Origin of the sequence: Streptomyces sp. UNOB3_S3, assembly GCF_020740895.1 — a bacterium.
Classification (GTDB): domain Bacteria; phylum Actinomycetota; class Actinomycetes; order Streptomycetales; family Streptomycetaceae; genus Streptomyces.
In genome coordinates, this window is record NZ_JAILXP010000115.1 from 1 (window position 1) to 18,914 (window position 18,914).

The following is an 18,914-nucleotide window of genomic DNA, read 5'->3' on the forward strand; positions in this document are numbered from 1 at the left end:
CTCCTGGCCCACGGCCCTCGACATCCCGCCCACCGGCGCGCTCGACCTCTGGCTGCTGTGCCTCCCCGGGCCGTGGCTCGGCGCCACCGCCCTCGACGAGACCCCGCTCGACGCCCAGGAACGCGCCAGGGCCGACTCGTTCGCCCACCCCTTCGACCGCGCGGGCTATGTGGCAGCACATCTGACGCTGCGTCGGATCCTCGGGGCGTATCTGGACACCGCCCCCGGCGCGGTGGACCTCGTCCGCGAGGCGTGCCCCTGCTGCGGCGGGCCCCACGGCAGGCCGGCCGCGCCCGGCGCGCCCTTCTTCTCCCTGGCGCGCGGCGACGGGCTGGTGCTGATCGGCGTCGCCGCCGCCCCCGTGGGCGTGGCCGCCGAACGGCTCACGGCCGTCCACACGGTGACCGGGGCCGCCCGTTGCCTCCACCCCGCCGAGCACCGCGAGGTCATGTCCGCCCCCGTGGTGCGCCGCCCCGCGGTCCACTCCCGGCTGCGGGTCCGCAAACGCGCCTATCTCAAGGGGCTGGGCGCGGGCCTGGGCCGCTCCCCCGCCCTCGACTACGTGGGCAACGGCGGCCCGGACACACCCCCGTGGCCGGCCGGCTGGACGATCGTCGACGTACCGGCCGGCACCGCTTCGGCGGCCGCGGCGGTGCGCGGCGAGCTCACGGTCCGCTACGACGTCAGGCGGCTCGGCCCCGAGGGCCTCGCCGCCTGAACGTCACCCGCGTCGCGGGCGGTTCGTCACTTCTTGATCGTCCACTCCGCGGTCTCCTTGGCGAAGCCGGAGTCCGGGGTGAAGCTGATGGTCTTGACCTTGGCGGTCTCGGGCATCGAGACCACCACGTAGCCGAGGGCCTTCTGGCCCGCGGTGAGCTTGACCGTGGCGGGCATGTTGGCGCCGGCGGTGGTGGAGCCGATGGAGTGGGTGTAGGCCTGGCCTCCCTCGTCCGTGACCTTCACACCGTTGGCCGGGCTGTCGTCGTACACCTCCTTGCCGGTGTTGACGATCTCCAGCTGGGCGGCGACCCAGCGCTTGCCCGCCGAGGGCTTCATGAACTTGTTGTCGCTCTGGGCCGGGTCGGCGAAGTTCTTCAGGGTGACGGCGATCTGGGCGCCGTTCTTGGCCTTGATGGTGACGGTGTTGCCGACGACCCCGTCCTGGCCGGCGGACCCCTTGTCCGCCCCGCCCTGGCCGGCGCCACCCTTGTCGGCGCCGCCCTTGTCGGCGCCGCCGCCCTTGCCCGGGTCGGGAGCGACGGCGCCCTGGCCGGCGCTCGCGCTGCTGTCGGGCTTGGCGTCGACACCGTCGCTGTTGCAGGCGGTGGCGGTGGCGGCGAGTGCGATCACGATCGCGGCGGTGGAGAGCTGACGACGCATCGGTGTATCCCCCGTGGTGGTTCGGTTTTTGACGTGCACATTCTTACTGGCAGGTCAGAGCCGTTTTCGCCAATCAGGGGGCCTGTGGGCTTCCTGTGACACTCGAGTGATCAAACCGTGGCGGTGATTCCACCGCGACCGGGGGCCAATCGGGCCTATCGGATCGGCATCCCCGAGATGGCCCGTGCGATCACCAGGCGCTGGATCTCGCTCGTGCCCTCGAAGACCGAGTAGATCGCGGCGTCCCGGTGCATCCGCTCCACCGGGTAGTCGCGGGTGTAGCCGTTGCCGCCGAGGATCTGCATGGCCTGGGCCGTGACCTGTTTGGCGGTCTCGCCCGCGAAGAGTTTGGACATCGAGCCCTCCGCCGCGGTGAAGGGGCGGCCGGCCGTGGCCATCCAGGAGGCGCGCCACACCAGCAGGCGGGCGGCGTCGATCCGGGTGCGCATGTCGGCGAGCTGGAAGGCGACGCCCTGGTTGTCGATGATCGGGCGGCCGAACTGGACGCGCGTGCGGGCGTAGTCGAGGGCCACCTCGTAGGCGGCGCGGGCGATGCCCACGGCCTGGGCGCCGACGGCCGGGCGGGACGCCTCGAAGGTGGCCATCGCGGCGTTGCCGCCGCGCTCGGCGCCGCTCGCGCGCTCGCGGGCGCGGGCGAGGCGCTCGTCCAGCCGCTCCTTGCCGCCGAGGAGGCAGTGGCCCGGGACCCGGACGCCCTGGAGGACGACCTCGGCGGTGTGGGAGGCGCGGATGCCGTGCTTGCGGAACTTCTGGCCCTGGGTGAGGCCGGGGGTGCCGGGCGGGACGACGAACGAGGCGTGGCCCCTGGCCCCGAGCCCCGGGTCGACCACGGCGACGACGACGTGGACGTCGGCGATGCCGCCGTTGGTGGCCCACGCCTTGACCCCGTCGATCACCCACTCGTCCCTGGCCTCGTCGTGACGGGCACGGGTGCGCATGGCCGAGACGTCCGAGCCCGCGTCGGGCTCGGAGGAGCAGAACGCGGCGATCTTCACATCGTTCGCGTCGCCGTACATCTGCGGCACCCAGGTGCCTATCTGCTCGTCGGTGCCGTTGGTGAAGACGCTGACCGCCGCGAGCCCCGTGCCGGTGATCGCGAGGCCCAGGCCCGCGTCGCCCCAGAAGAGCTCCTCCATGGCCACCGGGATCCCCAGGCCCGTGGGGTCGAAGAACCGCCGGGCGTAGAAGTCCAGCGAGTAGAGCCCGATCCGGGCGGCCTCGCGGACCACCGGCCAGGGGAATTCCTCCCGTTCGTCCCACTCCGCGGCGGCGGGTCGCATCACCTCGGCGGCGAAGCCGTGGACCCAGTCCCGGACGGTCTCCTGCTCGTCGCTCAGCTCCGGCCCGAAGGCGGCCATGTCCCCTCCCAACATGCGCTACTCGCGGTAACGGCAGTATGTTACCCACGGGTAAAGCCTGTCAACGGACCGCCACCCGAATCCGCTGTGTGGATCGGGTGTTACTTTGCGCAGGCATTTCGAATCACTGGGGCGGGGAGAGACGTCTGATGGAGACCAGTCAGCGAGAAGAGCAGCACAAGGCGGCGGAGCAGCGCCGGAAGGAGCTGCTGGAGGCCGCGGACCGGGTGGTGCTGCGGGAGGGACCGGGGGCGTCGATGAACGCCATCGCGGCGGAGGCGGGGATCACCAAACCCATCCTCTACCGGCATTTCGGCGACAAGGGGGGCCTGTACCGGGCGCTGGCCGTGCGCCACACCGACGCCCTGCTCGCCGGGCTGCGGGAGGCGCTGGACGCGCCCACCAACCGGCGTGAGCGGGTGGAGACGACGCTGGACAGCTATCTGGCGGCCATAGAGGCACGGCCCCAGGTCTACCGCTTCCTGATGCACCCGGCCGACGAGGGCCAGCCCTCCGACCAGGGCTTCGACGTCGGCCGGCACTCGGCGCCGCTGCTGCGGCGCATGGGCGAGGAGCTGGCGCAGGTCATAGCCGAGCGCGTGGACCTCGGCCCGGACGGGGAGGAGCTGGCACGGGCGTGGGGCCACGGCATCGTCGGCATGATGCACGCCGCCGGCGACTGGTGGCTGCGGGAGCGCCCCTTCCCGCGCGAGCAGCTCGTCCGCTACCTCGCGGACCTGCTGTGGGGCCGCCTGGCCACGTCGGGCGACCGGGCGGACGGGCCGGGGTTCTGACGGGCGTCAGCCCACGCGGCCGAGGGCCGGGGCGGGCGCCCCGGCCGGGGCCGGGGACAGCCCGGCCCGCCGTGCCGCCCGCAGGGCGCGCCACTGCCGGAGCCCCGTGAGGTGGTCGAGGTACAGCCCGCCGTCGAGGTGGTCGCACTCGTGCTGGAGGCACCGCGCGAAGAAGCCGGTGCCCCGCACCGTGACCGGGGAGCCGTCCAGGCGCACGCCCTCGACGACGGCCTCGTCGTAGCGCGGGGTGCCCGCCTCGATGCCCGGCACGGACAGACAGCCCTCGGGGCCGCGGATCACGGGGCCGTCGGTGGCGACGAGCCGGGGGTTGACGACATGGCCCAGATGGCGGCGGTCCTCGTCGTCGGGGCAGTCGTAGACGAAGACGCGCAGCGGCACGCCCACCTGGTTGGCCGCGAGGCCGACGCCGCCCGCCGCGTACATGGTCGCGAACATGTCCTCGACGAGCCGGGCGAGGTCCTCGTCAAACGCCGTGACCTCCTCGCAGGGTGCCGCGAGACCCCGGTCTCCGAGCAGCCTCATGGGCCGCACACGTCCTGAACTGCCGGGAATGGTGCCTCGTCGCATGCGCTCCAGCCTACGTTCCCCGGGCCGCGGGTTCGGGCCCGCGGCCGGATCTCGATAGGCTGATCCCCGACCGGAGTCTCCTGGCCGGCCCTCGGCACTGAGGGGGCGTTCCACCGGCTGACCAGGATTTACGGCCCGGCGCCGAACAAGGAGGACTAGGACGATGGCAGGCAACTCGGGGCCGCTGTCGCCGCGGGCCAAGCTCGCCGTGACGGCGGGCAAGGCGGCTGCGGCGGTGTCGCGCGCAGCGGGCCGCGGCAGCGGGTCGGTGATCGGCGGCAAGGTCGCGCTCAAGCTCGACCCCGACCTGCTGGCCCGGCTGGCAACCCACCTGGACGTGATCCTGGTGTCGGCCACCAACGGCAAGACGACCACGACCCGGCTGATCGCCGAGGCGCTGCGGGCCAGCGGTCCGGTGGTGTCCAACGCCCTGGGCGCGAACATGCCCGCGGGCATCACCTCCGCCCTGGCGGGCGGCTCGGACGCGCGCTACGGCGTGATCGAGGTGGACGAGAAGTACCTGGCGGGAGTCGCGCGCGACACCTCGCCCAAGGCCATAGCGCTGCTGAACCTCTCGCGCGACCAGCTGGACCGCGCCGCGGAGACCCGCATGCTGGCCGAGAAGTGGCGTGAGGGCCTGACCGGCACCAAGGCCGTGATCATCGCCAACGCGGACGACCCGCTGATCGTGTGGGCGGCGTCCTCGTCGCAGAACGTGGTGTGGGTGGCCGCCGGCCAGGAGTGGAAGGACGACGCCTGGTCTTGCCCCTCCTGCGGTGGTGTGATGCAGCGCCCGGGCGACGACTGGTTCTGCGGCGAGTGCGGCTTCCGCCGGCCGACGCCGAGCTGGGCGCTGTCGGGGGACTACGTCCTCGACCCGCACGGCTCCGCCTGGCCCATCCACCTCCAGCTGCCGGGCCGGGCCAACAAGGCCAACGCCACCACCTCGGCCGCCGTGGCCGCGACCTTCGGCGTGCCGCCGCAGGTGGCGCTGGAGCGGATGTACCAGGTGCAGGCCGTGGCCGGCCGGTACGACGTGGTGAGCTACCAGGGCCGTGAGGTGCGGCTGCTGCTGGCGAAGAACCCGGCCGGCTGGCTGGAGACCTTCTCGCTGATCGACGGGCCGCCGGCACCGGTGATCCTGTCGGTGAACGCCCGCGGCGCGGACGGCACCGACACCTCGTGGCTGTGGGACGTGGACTACACCCGGCTCGCCGGGCACCCGATCATGGTCATCGGCGACCGCAAGCTGGACCTGGCCGTGCGCCTGGAGGTCGCGGGCGTGGACTTCCGGGTCTGCGAGACGTTCGACGAGGCGGTGCAGATGGCCCCGCCCGGCAAGGTCGAGGTCATCGCGAACTACACCGCCTTCCAGGACATCCGCCGCGTCGTCGGCAACTGACCCACGGCAGCACTCAAAGGATTGTGAGCATGAGCCAGAACAGTCTGCGTGTGGTGTGGGTCTACCCCGACCTGCTCAGCACCTACGGCGACCAGGGCAACGTCCTGGTCCTGGAGCGCCGCGCCCATCAGCGCCGCCTGGACGTCCAGCGCGTGGACGTCCGCTCCGACCAGCAGATCCCCACCTCGGGTGACATCTACCTGATCGGCGGCGGCGAGGACCGGCCGCAGCGGCTGGCGGCCGAGCGGCTGCGCCGCGACGGCGGTCTCAACCGGGCCGTCGCCAATGGCGCGATCGTCTTCTCGGTCTGCGCCGGGTACCAGATCCTGGGCCACGAGTTCATCAACGACCTGGGCCGGCGCGAGCAGGGCCTGGGCCTGCTGGACGTCATCAGCACCCGGGGCGAGGGCGAGCGCTGCGTCGGCGATGTGCTCGGCGACATCGACCCCCAGCTGGGCCTGCCCCCGCTGACCGGGTTCGAGAACCACCAGGGCGTCACCCACCTGGGCCCGACGGCCCGCCCGTTCGCCCGGGTCCGTTTCGGCAACGGCAACGGCAACGGCGACGGCACCGAGGGCGCGTTCAACGACACCGTCTTCGGTACGTACATGCACGGCCCGGTCATGGCCCGCAACCCGCATATCGCGGACATGCTGATCAAGCTGGCGCTGGACGTCAACGCCCTGCCGCCGGTCGACGACCGCTGGTACGAGGCGCTGCGCGCCGAGCGGATCGCCGCGGCGACACAGCCCGCATAGCGGACGGTCGTGATCCCCGCCGCCCCGACGGTTTAGGGTGGCGGGGATTCCCACCGGACGACGGGGTCCGGTCCTTCAGCGGCCCCTCGGGGCCCCGACCCAAAAGGTCCCCCTGTCATGCGCATCGGTGTGCTCACCTCCGGCGGCGACTGCCCCGGGCTCAACGCCGTCATCCGTTCCGTGGTCCACCGCGCGGTCGTGGACCACGGCGATGAGGTCATCGGTTTCCACGACGGCTGGCGCGGTCTGCTGGAGGGCGACCACCGGCCGCTGGACCTGGAGTCCGTGGCCGGCATCCTCGCCACCGGCGGCACCGTCCTCGGCTCCTCCCGGGTACGGCCCGAGGATCTGCGCGGCGGCGTGGAGCGCGCCCGTGAGCACGTGGCCGCGCTCGGCCTGGACGCCGTCATCCCCATCGGCGGCGAGGGCACCCTCAAGGCAGCCCGGCTGCTGTCGGACGCGGGGCTGCCGATCGTCGGCGTCCCCAAGACCATCGACAACGACATCGCCTCGACCGATGTCACCTTCGGCTTCGACACGGCCGTGGGCGTGGCCACGGAGGCCCTGGACCGGCTGAAGACGACCGCCGAGTCCCATCAGCGGGTGCTGATCGTGGAGGTGATGGGCCGCCACACCGGCTGGATCGCCCTCCAGTCGGGCATGGCCGCCGGCGCCCACGCGATCGTGGTGCCGGAACGGCCCTTCGACATCGACGAGCTGACGGCGGTCGTCGGCAAGCGCTTCGAGGCGGGGAAACGATTCGCCATCGTGGTCGTCGCGGAGGGCGCCAAGCCGCGCCCGGGCTCGATGGAGTTCGAGACCGGCGGCACGGACGTCTACGGCCACGAGCGCTTCGCCGGCGTCGCCCGGCAGCTGGCCGGGGAGCTGGAGCGCCGCCTGGACAAGGAGGCCCGTCCCGTCATCCTCGGCCATGTGCAGCGCGGCGGCACCCCCACCGCGTACGACCGGGTGCTCGCCACCCGCTTCGGCTGGCACGCCGTGGAGGCCGCGCACCGGAGCGCGTTCGGGATGATGACGGCGCTGCGCGGCACGGACATCACGCTGGTGCCGCTGGCCGAGGCCACCGAGCGGCTGAAGACGGTTCCGGCCGAACGCTACGCCGAGGCGGACTGCGTGCTCTGATCCGGTCCCCGGGGCGCCCCCGGCCGTGGGCCCGCCCCGGGGCGCCTCTACTCTGGTCCAGGCGCATCGGTGCGAAATGGGAGAGAGTGGATGGATCACGGCGGGCACGGCATGCCCGGTATGCACGGCATGATGCACATGGACATGCCGCCGTTCACGCTGGGCCGCGGTCTGCAATTCAGCAATGAGCCGTTCTTCATGATCGGCTGCCTGCTGGGGCTGGGCCTCTACGGCTGGGGCGTGGTGCGACTGCGGAGACGCGGCGACGCCTGGCCGTGGGGCCGGGTGGTGGCGTTCACCCTGGGCGTGCTGAGCGTGGCGCTGGTGATGTGCACCAAGCTCAACGACTACGGCATGGTCATGTTTAGCGTGCACATGGTGCAGCACATGGTCATCAGCATGCTCTCCCCGATCCTGCTCCTCCTGGGCGCCCCGGTGACGCTGACCCTGCGCGCCCTGCCCGCGGCGGGCCGCGGCCGCAAGGGGCCGCGCGAGTGGCTGGTGGCCCTGCTGCACAGCCGCTACATGCGGATCATCACCCACCCGGCGTTCACGATCCCGATGTTCATCGCGAGCCTCTACGCGCTGTACTTCACCCCGCTCTTCGACTTCCTGATGGAGACGAGGACCGGGCACATCGCGATGATGGTCCACTTCCTGGCGGTGGGCCTGGTGTTCTTCTGGCCGATCATGGGTGTGGACCCGGGCCCGCACCGGCCCGGCTATGTGATGCGGATGCTGGAGCTGTTCGCGGGCATGCCCTTCCACGCCTTCTTCGGCATCGCGCTGATGATGGCCTCGGAGCCGATGATCGGCACGTATATGCACCCGCCGGCCTCGCTGGGCATCGACGCGCTGGACGACCAGAAGGCGGGCGGCGGCATCGCCTGGGCCTTCAGCGAGATCCCGTCGGTCCTGGTGCTGCTGGCGCTGGTGTACCAGTGGTACCGCTCCGAGCAGCGGCAGGCCAAGCGGTCCGACCGCGCGGAGGAGCGCAGCGGCGACAAGGAGCTCCAGGCCTACAACGCCTATCTGGCCTCGCTCCACACCAAGGGGCAGCAGGGCTAGCCGACGGCGGTATGGCGGTACGGACCGCGGTGGGGAGACGATGGTCTCCTGACCGCGGTCCGCGCGTATGTACGGCCGTTTCGTTCCGTCCTATGGCGGGGCCGCCGTGGAGGAGGTGCGGGATGCCCGGATCGACGAGGGCCATGGCGGGACTCACGGTCGGGGGGCTGGTCCTGGTGACCGCCTACTCGGTGACGATCGGCAGCGACGGCTGGCTGTGGTTCGCCTGGGTCGTGCTGGGTGTGGCGACGATCGGCGCGATGGCGACGCGCGGGGCGTGAATGCTGAGCGCCGGCCCTGGGCAGGCGCTCAGAAGCGGAAGACCGCTCCCGTGGCCGCCTCCAGGAGGCAGAGGTTGGGGTAGGTCCGCCGCCAGGCCACCGTGGTGCCGTGCCATGCCCCGTCGGCGGTGGCGGTGACCGGGTCGTCCTCCCGGGTGCACACCCGGCCGGTGTCGGCGGGGAGCGTATCGGGGCGGCCGCCCGCCCGTTCCAGGTCCGCGCAGGCCTCGGCCGCGTGGGGGTGGTGGCCGCCCGTGCCGGGGCAGACGAGCCGGACGCCGCGGATCCAGGTGTTCCGTGCGCCGGAGATCGTGAGGAGGAGCTGTCCCGCCTCGTTCGTTCCGGTGCCCGCCGCTGTCGGGGGCAGTGCGAGCAGCGCGGTGGCGGTCGCGGTGAGGGTCGCCGCCGCTGTCGCGGTGGTGGTGCGTACGGACATGGGGGTGCCTCCCGGGCGCGGTCGTGCCGGTCAGGGCACCGCGCGGGGCCGCCGTGCGGCAAGTGACGGCACCGGCCCGTCGCCCGTGTGGGGGGAGGCGGCCACCCGGTCGGCGGCCGGGCCGAAGGGGAAAATCCCTCGCGGCGGACGGCCGCCCTCCGTACGCTCCCGTCCGTACAAAAGGCTTCTGACAAGGGGGAACGCAATGAGCGCACGGCTGCGCGAGGTCGCACGGGTGACGGAGTCGATCGTCGCCGACGGGGGCTATACGACACCGGGCGGCCGGTGGGCGGACATCGCCGAGGCGGTCGGGGCGGCCTGCCGGGGGACGCGGCTGTACGGCCCGGAGCCGGTGGCCGTACCGCCGGTGGAACCCGTGGCGGCGACGGTCTTCGAGGTGACGGCCGAGGGCAGCCTGGACGCGTCGCGTCGCCTGGCGGCGGACGGCGGCGTCGCGGTGCTCAACTTCGCCTCCGCCCGCAACCCCGGCGGCGGCTACCTCAACGGCGCCCAGGCGCAGGAGGAGGCGCTGTGCCGGGGCTCGGCCCTGTACACCTGTCTGCGCGAGGTCCCGGAGTACTACGCCGCCCACCGCGCGGACCCCAGCCCCTTCTACAGCGACCGGGTCATCCACTCCCCCGGCGTGCCGGTCTTCCGCGACGACCGTGACGGGCTCCTGGAGACCCCGTACACGGTGGGCTTCCTGACCTCCCCGGCCCCCAACGCCGGGGTGATCGCCCAGCGCACGCCGGAGCTCACTGCCCGGATCCCGGCGGCACTGGACGAGCGCGCGGGCCGGGTGCTGGAGGTGGCCGCCGCGCACGGCTACCGCCGGCTGGTCCTCGGGGCGTGGGGATGCGGGGTCTTCCGCAACGACCCGGGGCAGGTCGCGGCGGCGTTCGCCGGGCATCTCACGGGCACGGGCCGCTTCGCGGACCGTTTCGCGCACGTCGTCTTCGCGGTCCTCGACCGGCGCGCGGACTCGCCGACCCGGGCGGCCTTCGCGTCGGTGTTCGCGGCGGGCGGTCGCTGACGCGAGGGAGCGGGGCCCTCGGTCAGGCCCGCTCCCCCATCATCTCGGCGACGAGGAACGCCAGGTCGAGGGACTGGGCCCGGTCGAGCCGGGTGCCATGGGCGGTCCCGGCGGCCCGGTCGCCGGTCAGCGCCACGTGGATGCCGCCGGCGTGGGTGCCGCAGGACCGGTGGACCTCGAAGAAGCCCCGGACCTCGTCGAGGAGGGCGTCGAAGTCGTGGACCGCCCGCCCGCCGGCCGTCCGGACGGTGTTGCCGTGCACGGGGTCGCAGACCCAGGCGGGCTTCGCGCCCTCCCCCTCGGCCTTGCGCACCAGCGCGGGCAGCCGGTCCCGGACGGCTTCGGCGCCCATCCGGGCGATGAAGGTGAGCCTGCCGGGGACACGGTCCGGGTCGAGCCGGTCGAGGCAGGCGAGGACGGCGTCCGGGTCGGCGCCGGGGCCGAGCTCCACGGCGACGGGGTTGTGGATCCGGGACAGGTACGCGAGGTGCTCGCCGTCCGCGCCGTGGCCGGGCAGGGCGGTCCACAGCAGGTGGGCGCTGGTCGCGTAGGGCAGGCCGGTGCGGCCGTCGGTGCGGGTGAGCGCCTCTTCGTAGTCGAGCCGCCGTCCCTCGTGGCCCGCGAAGAACTCGACGGTGTGGACCTCCTTGGGATCGACCCCGCACGCGTGCATGAAGCGCAGCGAGCGCTCGATCCCGTCGGCGAGCTCCGCGTAGCGGCGACGGGCCGGGGAATCGGTCACGAACCCGCGGTTCCACTCGTGCACCTGGTGGAGGTCGGCATGGCCTCCGATGCCGAAGGCGCGTACGAGGTTGAGCGTAGTGGCCGACGCCTCGTACATCCGGTGCAGCCGGTGGGAGCCGGGGTCGCCCGGGCCGGCGGGCTCGCCGAAGTCGACCCGGCCGAAGTCGACCCGGCCGACCTTGACCACCGGGACCGAGGCCGCGTAGGTGAGGACCACGGCCATCTGGAGGAGCGTACGGAGGATGCCGCCGACGGAATCGGCGGTCGTCCCGTCGAAACTCCGGGCGCTCTCGCCCCCTTGCAGCAGGAACGCCTCGCCGCGGGCGACAGCCGCGAGCCGGTCCCGCAGCCGGTCGCACTCCTCGGCGAAGACGAGCGGGGGCAGATCCTGGAGCGGCCCGGCCGTCACCGGCGGTCCGGCCTGCGGCAGTGGAGTCATGTCCCCGTCCCTGGGCGGGCCGGCCGCACGCGGCGGCCGGCGGGATGTCCGGCCCAGGAATTCCAGCCCACGCGCCGGTCCCCGTCAAGAACCCCTGGCGGCGCCGCGGCGGGTGTCGAGTGCCGGGTGTCGCCGAGTGGTACGCGGGCTACGGAACCCGCTCGGGACCGTTCAAGAGAGGGGGCCGGACCAGTAGGCGTCCTGCCACCGCTTTCCATCAGGGCTGAACTCGACCTCGGCCTTGTCGGCCGCGTCGGGCGGCAGCGAGAAGGCGTACTTGCCGACGGCTTCCTTGCCGGGCAGGACGTAGCCGGTGATGACCTTCTGGCGTCCGCTTCCGTCGATCACCAGCTCCGTGGAAGCACCGTTGGCATCGTTGACCCGGGGCAGCCCCGTCTCGACCGGGAGCCGCTCCGTGCCGGTGTTGACGACGGTGACCGTCACCTCGACGGCCTTGTTCCCCTTCGCGTGGCCGAGTACGTAGTCGCTCGGGGTGAACGGCTCCGGCTTGGCCACCGTGACCTTCAGGCCGTTCCCGAACGTGTACGACTGACCGAACGACAGGTGCCTGGCCTTCTCCTCCGCCTTCCGCTTCTCCTCCTCCGCGGCGGCCGACGCCTTGTCCTTCCTGTCCTTCGCACGCCTGTCGTCGGCGACCTCCTTCACCGCCACCGCGGCGAGCACGCCGCCGCCGGCCGAGATCAGGAGACCGGCCACGCCCAGGATCACCCCGGCCAGCGCCATCGCCCTGTTGGTCGCCAGCCCCTTGCGCGCGTAGCTCAGTCCGACGAAGCCGAAGATCACGGCCAGCAGGGCCGGCAGCCAGGACAGCCAGAACAGGACGACGGCCAGGCCGAGGACCACGCCGATGATGCCGAGCACCAGGGCCGTGATACCCATGCCGTTGCGCGCCTGCGGCACCATCGGTATCGGGTACGGCGGCCAGTACGGAGCGGCCGGTCCCACCGGCCGGGGGCCCCACGGATTCTGGCCGGCCGGCACCTGGTCCACGGGATCCCGGTCCACAGGATTCTGGTCGCCGGGATTCTGGTCGCCGGGCGGAGCGGGCGTGCTCATGCGAAGTCCTTCAAGCAGGTCGAATCGGCGGATCAACGACACTACCAGCCGTTTTTACCGAGCCGTGGTCGAGTCGAATCACGCAGCGGTCGAGCTCTGCAAAGGAAGGCGCCTGAAGGGCTGTTTCACTGGAATTTCACCCTGCGCTGCCAGAGTGACGGCCGGCACGGGGACGGGCACGCGGATTGCCTCGTGCCGCGCTGGAGGTGTCGGAGCACGCGGCGTCTGCCCGGGGCTCCGGTCACTGCCGTGTGCGGAGAAGGGAGCGTGAGGTGGACCACCAGTACGCGGCCCATTGTGTGCCAGGCACGCCTTTCTACGAGCAGTTGGACCGGGCGTCCGCCCCCTCCGATGCGGCGTCTGCCGCTCCCTTCGCGGCTGTTGGACGCCCACTGCCCAAGGGATGGCGGTCGGCCCGGCACGGAGACTGGCTGCACCTCTTTCCGGACTGGTTATCGGCAGATGAGTCGGCCTTCCCCAAACAGGGATGGAAGATTCATGTGTCGGCCACTGACGAGGGCGCGGAAAAGACCGCCGAAGACGTCTGGGACTACTGTGTTCCGCGGGGAATCCCGTTCAAATTCGTGCGGGGACCGCACCTGTGGAGACTGCGGAACGCCAAGTACGCGCCCCGCGACGGCAGCGGGAAGCTCATCACCGTCTATCCGGTCGACGACGTGCGGCTGCACACCGTGCTCAAGGAGCTGCACGAGATCATCGGTGGCCGTCCGGGTCCGTACGTCCTCACCGATCTGCGCTGGGCGGAGGGGCCGCTGTACGTACGGTACGGCGCCTTCGTCCGTCGTGACTGCGTGGACGACCGGGGCAGGCTCGTATCGGCGGTGGAGGACGATCAGGGGCGTCTCGTCCCCGACCATCGGGCGCCGGCGTTCCACGTCCCGACGTGGGTGAGGATGCCCTCCTTTCTCGAACCTCATCTGGCCGTCCGCGAAAGTACGCTCCTCGCCGGGCTGCCGTACCGGATCGAGGCCGCCTTGCACTACTCCAACGGCGGCGGCGTCTATCGTGCCACCGACACTCGCGACGGGCGGACCGTGATCCTCAAGGAAGGACGCCCTCATGCCGGGATCGCCGCCGACGGTTCCGATGCGATCGCACGGTTGGAGCGGGAGAAGGCCGCATTGGAGATGCTGGCCGGCCTCGGGGTCGCACCGGCGGCGCGCGATTGGTTCGCCCTCGGCGGCCACCGTTTCCTCGTCATGGATTTCGTCGAGGGCCGTGCGCTCAATTCCTTCTTCGCTCGTCGGCATCCCCTGCTGACGGCCGATCCTGATCCCGGGGCCGTCGCCGAGTACACGGACTGGGCACTGCGTATCCATCACGCCGTCGAAAAGGCGGTGTGGGCGATGCACGGCAGGGGCTTGTGCTTCAACGATCTACATCCGTCCAACATCATGGTGTCACCGGACGAACAGTCCGTTACCCTCATCGACTTCGAAGCAGCCGCTCCACCGGCGAAGTCCGGCCGCCAGATCGCTGCTCATCCGGGCTTCATCGCACCGCCCGGCCGCACGGGCACCGAGGTGGACCGGTATACCCTGGCCTGTCTCCGGCTCGCTTTGTTCATTCCTCTGACCTCGCTCTTCGCCATCGATCGCGGCAAGGCGAGCCATTTCGCCGAGATCGTCGCCGAACACTTCCCCGACGTACCACAGGGGTTCCTCCGGGAAGCCGTCGCCGAGATCGCCTCGGGCGCACTCCCGGAACCGGACGCCGGCAGCCGGTCGGCCCCGCGTTCGCCGAGCGCTCCCATTCCGGATTCGCGCTCCGAACACTGGTCCCCGGACTTGCCGGAACCCGGGAACTGGCCGCACGGTCGTGACTCGATGGTGCGTGCCATTCTGGCCTCCGCCACTCCCGACCGGGACGACCGGCTCTTCCCCGGCGACATCGCACAGTTCTCCGACGGCGGCGGGCTCGGCCTGGCCCACGGTGCGGCGGGGGTGCTCTACACGCTGGCCGAGAGCGGTGCCGAGCGGTACGAGGAAGGGGAGCGATGGCTGCTCGACCACATCGACCCGCTGCCGCCGAATACGCCCATGGGCCTGTACAACGGTCTGGCCGGCGTCATCCTCACCCTCGATCGTCTGGGCCACACCCGGTCCGCGCTCGATCTCACCGAGTCCCTGCTCGGCTACGACTGGCGTCTTCTTCCCTCGGACCTGAACAGCGGTCTGGCCGGAATCGGCCTCCTCTTCGATCACCTCGCCCACGCCACCGGCGAGCAGACCTTCCACGAGCGAGCCACCGAAGCCGCGCGGATCGTCGCCGACCGACTCGCCACCCGCGAACGTCGCGGGCCCGCGCGCCGGCGTGCCGGACTCCTTCACGGCGCCACCGGCCCCGCCCTGCTCTTCCTGCGGCTGTACGAACGTACCGGCGCACCCGCTCTGCTCGGCCTCGCTCGCGACGCCCTGGACCTGGATCTCGCACAATGCACACCCATGGCCGGCGGCGCTCTGGGAGTGAATGAGGGCTGGCGCATCACGCCGTCCCTCGGCATCGGCAGCGTCGGCATCGGCGCGGTCCTCGACGACTACCTCGCCCACGCGCCCGAGCAGGCCGCCGAACTCGCCGGGACCCGCACGGGAATCCTGCTCGCCGCCCGGTCCCGCTCCTACACTCAGCCGGGGTTGTTCCAAGGGCGCGCCGGGCTGCTGTGGTTCGTCAACCGTACGACCACCCCAGGCGTACCGGCCGACGAGCTCCGGCATCAGGCGGCTTCTCTCGGCTACTACCGCATGGCCTATCGCGGCGACATCGCCTTCCCTGGCCACCAGATGATGCGGTTGTCGATGGACCTCGCCACCGGGACCGCCGGCTGCCTGCTCGCCCTCGCCACGGCGCTGGGGAACCACCCCGCGCATCTGCCGTTCCTGCCCAGCAGGGACGCCCAAGTACCAGCCTCGTATCAGTGAGGCTGCGATCCACACGTTCCTCTCCACACAAAGCAGACATCGAGAAAGGGAATCCCCATGTCACTCCTCGACCTGCAGGACCTGGACTCCGAGATCGAAACCACGGGCTTCGACAGCAACTACAGCGTCTTCTCGTGTCACAGCTGGCTCAGCTCCCTGTGCGGATGCTGATAGCGGCAACAACGGGCCGTGCCCCGACCCTTATCGGGCCGGGGCACGGATGTGTGACGTACCGCTACCGGTGGTTACTTGGTGGCGGTGGCCTTCGGGGGCTCGGGGGTGGCGTGCGGGGTGCACGTCACGTCGGAGCCGCCCGTGAGCTTGCCGGTCAGGAGGTAGGCGTCGACCTTGCTGTTGATGCAGGGGTTGACGAGACCGGTGACGCCGTGGGAGCCGGCGCCCTTCTCCGTGATCAGCTGCGAGCCGCGGAAGCGCTTGTGCAGCTCGACCGCGCCCTCGTACGGGGTGGCGGCGTCACGGTCGGACTGCACGATGAGGGTCTGCGGCAGGCCCTTGTGCGTGGTGACCTCGATCGGGTCGCTCTGCTTGGCCTTCCAGGTGGCGCAGGGCAGGTTCATCCAGGCGTTGGACCACGTCATGAACGGGGCCTGGCGGTGGATGCGGGTGTTGTCGCGGTCCCACTTGGCCCAGCTGGTGGGCCACTTGGCGTCGGCGCACTCGACCGCGGTGTAGACGGCGTTGCTGTTCTCGGAAGCGATGTTGCCGGCCTTGTCGTCCATGTTCGGGCCGGCCGCCTCGATCAGCGGCTTCGCGTCACCGGCGATGTACTTGCTCCAGGTCTGGGCGACCGGGACCCACGAGGAGTCGTAGTACGCGGCCTTCTGGAACCAGCCGATCAGCTCGGCCGGGCCGACGACCCCGCCGATGGGGTTCCGCTTGGCGGAGGCGCGGAGCTTCTCCCAGTTCCGGTGGACCGTGGCCTGGGTGGTGCCGAGGTGGAAGGCGTCGTCGTGCTGGGCGACCCACTTCTCCCAGTCCTTGAACCGGCCCTCGAAGGCGATGTCCTGCTCGAGGTTGGCCTTGTACCAGATGTTGTCCTGGGCCGGGTTGACGACGCTGTCGACGATCATGCGACGGACGTGGCCCGGGAAGAGCGTGCCGTAGACGGCGCCGAGGTAGGTGCCGTAGGAGACGCCGAGGTAGTTGAGCTTCTTCTCGCCGAGGGCGGCGCGGACGACGTCCACGTCACGGGCGGTGTTGGGCGTCGTGAGGTACGGCAGGAGGTCACCGCTGCGCTCGGCGCAGCCGTCCGCGTACTCCTTGGCCAGCTTGCGCTGGGCGCGCTTCTCGGCCTCGTTGGCCGGCACCGGGTCGGCCTTGGGGGCCTTGGCGAACTCCTGGGGGTCGACGCAGGAGATCGGGGCGGAGTGGCCGACGCCGCGCGGGTCGAAGCCCACGAAGTCGTACGCCTTGGCGATGTTGGCGTACAGCGGGGCCTTGGTCGTGACCCGCTTGGGGAAGCGCAGGCCGGAGCCGCCGGGGCCGCCCGGGTTGTAGACGAGCGCGCCCTGGCGCTCGCTCGCGGTGCCGGTGGACTTCGCCCGGTCCACGGCGATCTTGATAGTGCGGCCGTTGGGCTTGGCGTAGTCGACGGGAACCGTGACGAAGCCGCACTGGATCGGCTTCTCCAGCCCCCAGTCGGCAGGACAGTCCTGCCACTTCACGCCCGTCTTCGCGGCCCGCTCGGCGGCGATCTTCACGCCCTTGGCCTCGGCGGCGCCTCCCGGCACGGCCTGCGCCGCGCCCGCCGCCGGTGCGGACAGGAAACCGGCGACCAGCGTGCCGGCCAGCACCGTGCCGGCCGCGCCGGCTATCGCGTTGGGTCTCAAGACAGTATTTCCCCCTGCTTCGTGCGCCACCCGAAGGGCAGCGATGATCACGCGGTCTGCAGGGGGGAATCTTTTCGTCTCCCATGCCACAAAGGACAGGGTGCAAGGGCGATCTTTACTAATCCGTAAAGATGAGGAAACATGGCGCGGCACGGGTGGCGGCCTTCATCCCAACTGCCGCTAAAACGCCCGGATTATGTCGTTCAGCTCGCTTGTCCAGGAATCCAGCACCTTGCGCAGCCCGAGTGCGTCCCGCGCCACCGCGCTCACCACGACGGCCGGGCCGGCGAGCGGGGTGACGGCGGCGGTCGCGCCGAGCGCGCGGGCCGCCACCGGCCGCTCCTCGAAGACCGGGTGCACGACGACGAGCTGGCCGACCGCGCGGTGCCCGCCGAGCACCGCGCCACCGTCCCAGCCGGGCACCCCCGGTCCGTAGCGCAGCTCCTGGTCGAACAGCGGCCGCCCGGCATGATGGATCGTCAGCCGCGAGCGCAGCCGCCCCGGGACCTCCCCCACCCGGCCCAGGACCTGCTCCTCGCGGAGCAGCAGCCGGGCCCCGGCGCCGAGCGCGACGCGGGTGGTCGTGCGGACGTCGCTGCCGTGCGCGGAGATCAGCGGCTCGGGCAGCCAGCGCAGGGCGGCGCCGGCGGCCACGTCGATACGGGTGTCATAGGTGGCGGGCGCGCCCGTACGGCCCGGCAGCGCGATCGTGGCGGCCGTGGTGGAGAAGGACAGCGCGGCACCGGACTCGACGCGGGCGCCGAGCGTCAGCCGGTCGCCGCCGAGCGGGGCGCTCATGGCCCCCACGAGCGCCACCCGGGCCTCGGCCCCGCGCCCGCCGATCCGGCGCAGGGCGAACGGCCCCCCGCCCTCCAGGACGGGCAGGGCGGTGCCGCCCCTGCCGTCGGGGGCGGCGACGATCCGGGCCGCCGCCACCACGCCGGCGGGGTCGGGCGCGAGCGCGGTGGCCACGGCGACCGGTGGCGTCACGCCACCGTCCAGACCGCGAGCCGCTCCAGCACCCAGTCGCGTACGGGCGCGACGCCGCCCTCGGCGGCGAGCGAGGTGAACGCCACCGGGAGCTCCCCGCGCTGGGCCTTGGCATCGCGCGCCATGCCCTCCAGGTCGACGCCGACGTACGGGGCGAGGTCGGTCTTGTTGACGACCAGCAGATCGGCGGTGGTCAGCCCGGGGCCGCCCTTGCGGGGGATGTCGTCGCCGCCGGCCACGTCGATGACGAAGATCTGCGCGTCGACGAGGCCCTTGGAGAAGGTGGCGGTGAGGTTGTCGCCGCCGGACTCCACGAGGACGAGGTCGAGCGGGCCGACCGAGTCCTCCAGGTCCTCGACGGCTTCGAGGTTGGCGGAGATGTCGTCGCGGATGGCGGTGTGCGGGCAGGCGCCCGTCTCCACGGCGGTGATGCGCTCGGGCGGCAGCACGGCGTTGCGCAGCAGGAACTCGGCGTCCTCGCGGGTGTAGATGTCGTTGGTGACGACGGCGATGGACAGCCGGTCGCGCAGCGCCCGGCACAGGGCGGCGACCGTCGCCGTCTTGCCGGAGCCGACGGGCCCGCCGAGGCCGATCCGCAGGGCACGACGGGTGC

19 protein-coding genes are annotated in these 18,914 nt (G+C 71.8%); 10 read left to right on the forward strand and 9 right to left on the reverse strand.

The genetic code is table 11. From position 1 onward, the window contains the following. Nucleotides 1–718: 4'-phosphopantetheinyl transferase superfamily protein (locus K6I33_RS14960; protein ID WP_229351993.1), on the forward strand; the 718-nt coding region annotated here is incomplete at its 5' end. Nucleotides 719–744: 26 nt separating this feature from the next. Here K6I33_RS14960 and K6I33_RS14965 read toward each other — a convergent pair. Continuing rightward, nucleotides 745–1,380 (reverse strand): DUF4352 domain-containing protein, encoded by a 636-nt coding sequence (locus K6I33_RS14965; protein ID WP_229351995.1) that lies wholly within the window; start codon nucleotides 1,378–1,380, stop codon nucleotides 745–747. A gap of 155 nt (nucleotides 1,381–1,535) precedes the next feature. Beyond that, nucleotides 1,536–2,759 (reverse strand): acyl-CoA dehydrogenase family protein, encoded by a 1,224-nt coding sequence (locus tag K6I33_RS14970; RefSeq protein WP_229351997.1) that lies wholly within the window; start codon nucleotides 2,757–2,759, stop codon nucleotides 1,536–1,538. 149 nt (nucleotides 2,760–2,908) lie between these two features. Between K6I33_RS14970 and K6I33_RS14975 the strand changes: the two genes are divergently transcribed. Then, on the forward strand, nucleotides 2,909–3,553 hold the full coding sequence (locus K6I33_RS14975; RefSeq protein WP_229351998.1) for a TetR family transcriptional regulator: 645 nt from the start codon (nucleotides 2,909–2,911) through the stop codon (nucleotides 3,551–3,553). Between the two features lie 6 nt (nucleotides 3,554–3,559). On the opposite strand, the gene def is transcribed toward K6I33_RS14975, so the two are convergent. Continuing rightward, nucleotides 3,560–4,141 (reverse strand): peptide deformylase, encoded by a 582-nt coding sequence (def, locus tag K6I33_RS14980; RefSeq protein ID WP_229351999.1) that lies wholly within the window; start codon nucleotides 4,139–4,141, stop codon nucleotides 3,560–3,562. A gap of 163 nt (nucleotides 4,142–4,304) precedes the next feature. On the opposite strand from def, the gene K6I33_RS14985 reads away from it, so the two are divergent. The 5 genes from K6I33_RS14985 to K6I33_RS15005 all read left to right on the forward strand — a co-directional run bounded on the left by K6I33_RS14985 (nucleotide 4,305) and on the right by K6I33_RS15005 (nucleotide 8,793). Beyond that, nucleotides 4,305–5,543, forward strand: coding sequence for a MurT ligase domain-containing protein (locus tag K6I33_RS14985; protein WP_229352000.1), 1,239 nt, complete (start codon nucleotides 4,305–4,307; stop codon nucleotides 5,541–5,543). Between the two features lie 29 nt (nucleotides 5,544–5,572). Further along, nucleotides 5,573–6,301: a type 1 glutamine amidotransferase gene (locus K6I33_RS14990; RefSeq protein WP_229352001.1), complete on the forward strand. Its 729-nt coding sequence runs from the start codon at nucleotides 5,573–5,575 to the stop codon at nucleotides 6,299–6,301. A gap of 117 nt (nucleotides 6,302–6,418) precedes the next feature. Beyond that, the gene (locus K6I33_RS14995) at nucleotides 6,419–7,444 is read left to right on the forward strand and encodes a 6-phosphofructokinase (protein WP_229352002.1); all 1,026 of its coding nucleotides are present in this window, start codon (nucleotides 6,419–6,421) and stop codon (nucleotides 7,442–7,444) included. 90 nt (nucleotides 7,445–7,534) lie between these two features. Then, complete coding sequence (locus K6I33_RS15000) at nucleotides 7,535–8,512, forward strand: cytochrome c oxidase assembly protein (RefSeq protein ID WP_229352003.1); 978 nt, start codon at nucleotides 7,535–7,537, stop codon at nucleotides 8,510–8,512. 122 nt (nucleotides 8,513–8,634) lie between these two features. After that, complete coding sequence (locus K6I33_RS15005; protein WP_229352004.1) at nucleotides 8,635–8,793, forward strand: hypothetical protein; 159 nt, start codon at nucleotides 8,635–8,637, stop codon at nucleotides 8,791–8,793. Nucleotides 8,794–8,821: 28 nt separating this feature from the next. On the opposite strand, the gene K6I33_RS15010 is transcribed toward K6I33_RS15005, so the two are convergent. After that, the gene (locus tag K6I33_RS15010) at nucleotides 8,822–9,229 is read right to left on the reverse strand and encodes an SSI family serine proteinase inhibitor (RefSeq protein ID WP_229352006.1); all 408 of its coding nucleotides are present in this window, start codon (nucleotides 9,227–9,229) and stop codon (nucleotides 8,822–8,824) included. A gap of 205 nt (nucleotides 9,230–9,434) precedes the next feature. On the opposite strand from K6I33_RS15010, the gene K6I33_RS15015 reads away from it, so the two are divergent. Further along, nucleotides 9,435–10,262 (forward strand): TIGR02452 family protein, encoded by an 828-nt coding sequence (locus tag K6I33_RS15015; protein WP_229352008.1) that lies wholly within the window; start codon nucleotides 9,435–9,437, stop codon nucleotides 10,260–10,262. A 22-nt stretch (nucleotides 10,263–10,284) separates the two neighbouring features. Here K6I33_RS15015 and K6I33_RS15020 read toward each other — a convergent pair whose 3' ends face one another. Then, entirely contained in the window at nucleotides 10,285–11,445 is a 1,161-nt protein-coding gene (locus tag K6I33_RS15020; protein ID WP_229352009.1) for a 3-deoxy-7-phosphoheptulonate synthase, read from the reverse strand. A gap of 171 nt (nucleotides 11,446–11,616) precedes the next feature. Next, nucleotides 11,617–12,522 (reverse strand): DUF4190 domain-containing protein, encoded by a 906-nt coding sequence (locus tag K6I33_RS15025; RefSeq protein WP_229352011.1) that lies wholly within the window; start codon nucleotides 12,520–12,522, stop codon nucleotides 11,617–11,619. A 272-nt stretch (nucleotides 12,523–12,794) separates the two neighbouring features. On the opposite strand from K6I33_RS15025, the gene lanKC reads away from it, so the two are divergent. After that, entirely contained in the window at nucleotides 12,795–15,461 is a 2,667-nt protein-coding gene (gene lanKC / locus K6I33_RS15030) for a class III lanthionine synthetase LanKC (protein WP_308297168.1), read from the forward strand. A 57-nt stretch (nucleotides 15,462–15,518) separates the two neighbouring features. Continuing rightward, a complete protein-coding gene (locus K6I33_RS15035; protein ID WP_229352012.1) occupies nucleotides 15,519–15,632 on the forward strand; it encodes a SapB/AmfS family lanthipeptide in 114 nt (37 codons plus the stop codon). Between the two features lie 74 nt (nucleotides 15,633–15,706). Here the strand turns inward: K6I33_RS15035 and K6I33_RS15040 are convergent, their stop codons facing one another. The 3 genes from K6I33_RS15040 to ureG form a co-directional block, all read right to left on the reverse strand. Next, the gene (locus K6I33_RS15040; protein ID WP_229352013.1) at nucleotides 15,707–17,311 is read right to left on the reverse strand and encodes an alpha/beta hydrolase; all 1,605 of its coding nucleotides are present in this window, start codon (nucleotides 17,309–17,311) and stop codon (nucleotides 15,707–15,709) included. Between the two features lie 180 nt (nucleotides 17,312–17,491). After that, entirely contained in the window at nucleotides 17,492–18,301 is an 810-nt protein-coding gene (locus K6I33_RS15045; protein ID WP_229352014.1) for an urease accessory protein UreD, read from the reverse strand. After that, a partial coding sequence (ureG, locus tag K6I33_RS15050) for an urease accessory protein UreG (RefSeq protein WP_229352015.1) occupies nucleotides 18,298–18,914 on the reverse strand: 617 nt, incomplete at its 5' end. The genes K6I33_RS15045 and ureG, both read right to left, overlap by 4 nt.

Excerpts from the sequence above, each read along its gene's own strand:
- K6I33_RS14990 (WP_229352001.1), top strand. The coding sequence starts at position 5,573 with ATGAGCCAGAACAGTCTGCGTGTGGTGTGGGTCTACCCCGACCTGCTC.
- K6I33_RS15010 (WP_229352006.1), bottom strand. The coding sequence starts at position 9,229 with ATGTCCGTACGCACCACCACCGCGACAGCGGCGGCGACCCTCACCGCG.
- def (WP_229351999.1), bottom strand. The coding sequence starts at position 4,141 with ATGCGACGAGGCACCATTCCCGGCAGTTCAGGACGTGTGCGGCCCATG.
- K6I33_RS15020 (WP_229352009.1), bottom strand. The coding sequence starts at position 11,445 with ATGACTCCACTGCCGCAGGCCGGACCGCCGGTGACGGCCGGGCCGCTC.
- K6I33_RS15015 (WP_229352008.1), top strand. The coding sequence starts at position 9,435 with ATGAGCGCACGGCTGCGCGAGGTCGCACGGGTGACGGAGTCGATCGTC.
- K6I33_RS14965 (WP_229351995.1), bottom strand. The coding sequence starts at position 1,380 with ATGCGTCGTCAGCTCTCCACCGCCGCGATCGTGATCGCACTCGCCGCC.
- K6I33_RS15000 (WP_229352003.1), top strand. The coding sequence starts at position 7,535 with ATGGATCACGGCGGGCACGGCATGCCCGGTATGCACGGCATGATGCAC.
- K6I33_RS14975 (WP_229351998.1), top strand. The coding sequence starts at position 2,909 with ATGGAGACCAGTCAGCGAGAAGAGCAGCACAAGGCGGCGGAGCAGCGC.
- K6I33_RS14970 (WP_229351997.1), bottom strand. The coding sequence starts at position 2,759 with ATGGCCGCCTTCGGGCCGGAGCTGAGCGACGAGCAGGAGACCGTCCGG.
- K6I33_RS14995 (WP_229352002.1), top strand. The coding sequence starts at position 6,419 with ATGCGCATCGGTGTGCTCACCTCCGGCGGCGACTGCCCCGGGCTCAAC.
- K6I33_RS15025 (WP_229352011.1), bottom strand. The coding sequence starts at position 12,522 with ATGAGCACGCCCGCTCCGCCCGGCGACCAGAATCCCGGCGACCAGAAT.
- K6I33_RS15035 (WP_229352012.1), top strand. The coding sequence starts at position 15,519 with ATGTCACTCCTCGACCTGCAGGACCTGGACTCCGAGATCGAAACCACG.
- K6I33_RS14985 (WP_229352000.1), top strand. The coding sequence starts at position 4,305 with ATGGCAGGCAACTCGGGGCCGCTGTCGCCGCGGGCCAAGCTCGCCGTG.
- K6I33_RS15005 (WP_229352004.1), top strand. The coding sequence starts at position 8,635 with ATGCCCGGATCGACGAGGGCCATGGCGGGACTCACGGTCGGGGGGCTG.